The organism is Bradyrhizobium sp. PRIMUS42, from assembly GCF_023006515.1.
Classification (GTDB): Bacteria; Pseudomonadota; Alphaproteobacteria; order Rhizobiales; family Xanthobacteraceae; genus Bradyrhizobium.
The window spans coordinates 1-1363 of sequence record NZ_JALBGZ010001127.1 but is presented as its reverse complement, the minus strand read 5'-3'; the positions used below and the strand labels follow the sequence as shown (position 1 = coordinate 1363).

The 1363-nt window shown below is 64.3% G+C and carries 2 protein-coding genes; both read right to left on the bottom strand.

Features of this window, described 5'->3' with window-relative positions; genetic code table 11:
- The coding region (locus MOV75_RS38275) for a D-alanyl-D-alanine carboxypeptidase family protein (protein ID WP_247008019.1) at positions 1-760 on the bottom strand (760 nt) is incomplete at its 3' end.
- A 190-nt stretch (positions 761-950) separates the two neighbouring features.
- The coding region (locus tag MOV75_RS38270; protein WP_247008018.1) for an ATP-binding cassette domain-containing protein at positions 951-1363 on the bottom strand (413 nt) is incomplete at its 5' end.

Below are 1363 nucleotides of genomic sequence, written 5' to 3'. Positions count from 1 at the left end.
CGGAGCTCGCGCCCAGCACCACCGCGATCAGCCGGCGGCCGTTGCGCGTTGCCGACGCCACGAGATTGTAGCCGGAGGCACAGATGAACCCGGTCTTGAAACCGTCGGCGCCGGGATAGCGGCCGATCAGCTTGTTGAAATTGCCGGTGACACGCTTGCCGAAACGCATCGCCGGGATGTGCACGAAGTATTCGTATTCCGGCAGGTCGCGCAGGAACGAGCGCGCCAAAATGCCGAGGTCGCGCGCCGAGGTGATCTGGCCGTCGGCGGGCAGGCCGTTCGGATTGACGTAGCTGGTCTGCGTCATGCCGAGCTTCCTGGCGGTGTCGTTCATCATCGCGGAGAAGCCGTCGATCGAGCCGCCGACGCCTTCGGCAAGCACCACGGCCATGTCGTTCGCCGACTTGACCATCATCATCTTCAGCGCGTTGTCGACGGTGAGCTGCGTTCCCGGGCGGAACCCCATCTTCGAGGGCGATTGCGAGGCCGCCGTCGGCGATACCGTGAGCAGCGTGTCGAGCGTCAGTCTGCCGTCCTTGACTGCCTTCAGCGTCACATAGGCGGTCATGATCTTGGTGACGGAGGCCGGATACCAGGGGATGGTCGCGTTATCCGCCTGCAGCACCTTGCCGCTGTCGGCCTCGATCAGCAGCAGCGCTTCGGCGCTCGCCGCGCGGGGCGCGAGCAGCGCGGCGCATGCGAGGCTCGCAGCGAACAGGTTGAACAGCGATTTGCGAAGCAGCGGGCGTAGGGCGTGCACTATCCGATTCCGGTCCTTGGAGACCCGCCGGTTCCGGGCGGCTCTCGTGATCTGATGTTCGGTTTTGAAATCCAGCGCCGCCGCTTGCGGCGTCGCAAACCTATACCGGCTGGTGCGTCGATAATAGGGGCATCAGCGGGGTATTCCGCAATGAAATAGGCCGAATTTCGACGTTGTTATGAGGACCTTGCTACGGGGATTTGGCAGCCGTCGCGGCAGCCTCAGCGGCCGTCATGCTGGCCCGTGTGCTCGCTTGAGCGGTTTCATGGACCATGAATTGGGCCCTGGCGAGCTCGGCAAAATGGCCGCCTTTGGCCACGAGTTCATCGAAAGTTCCGGTTTCGATCACGCGCCCATTCTCGAATACCAGGATCCGCGTGGCGTTGCGGATGGTGGAGAGGCGGTGGGCGATCACGAAGGTGGTGCGGCCCTTCATCACTTCGTCGAGAGCGGCGTTCACCTTGGTCTCGGTGACGGCATCGAGCGCGCTGGTGGCTTCGTCCAGGATCAGGATCGGCGGGTTCTTCAGCAGCGCGCGGGCGATCGACAGACGCTGCCGCTCGCCGCCGGACAGCATGCGGCCGCGCTCGCCGGCATTGGTCG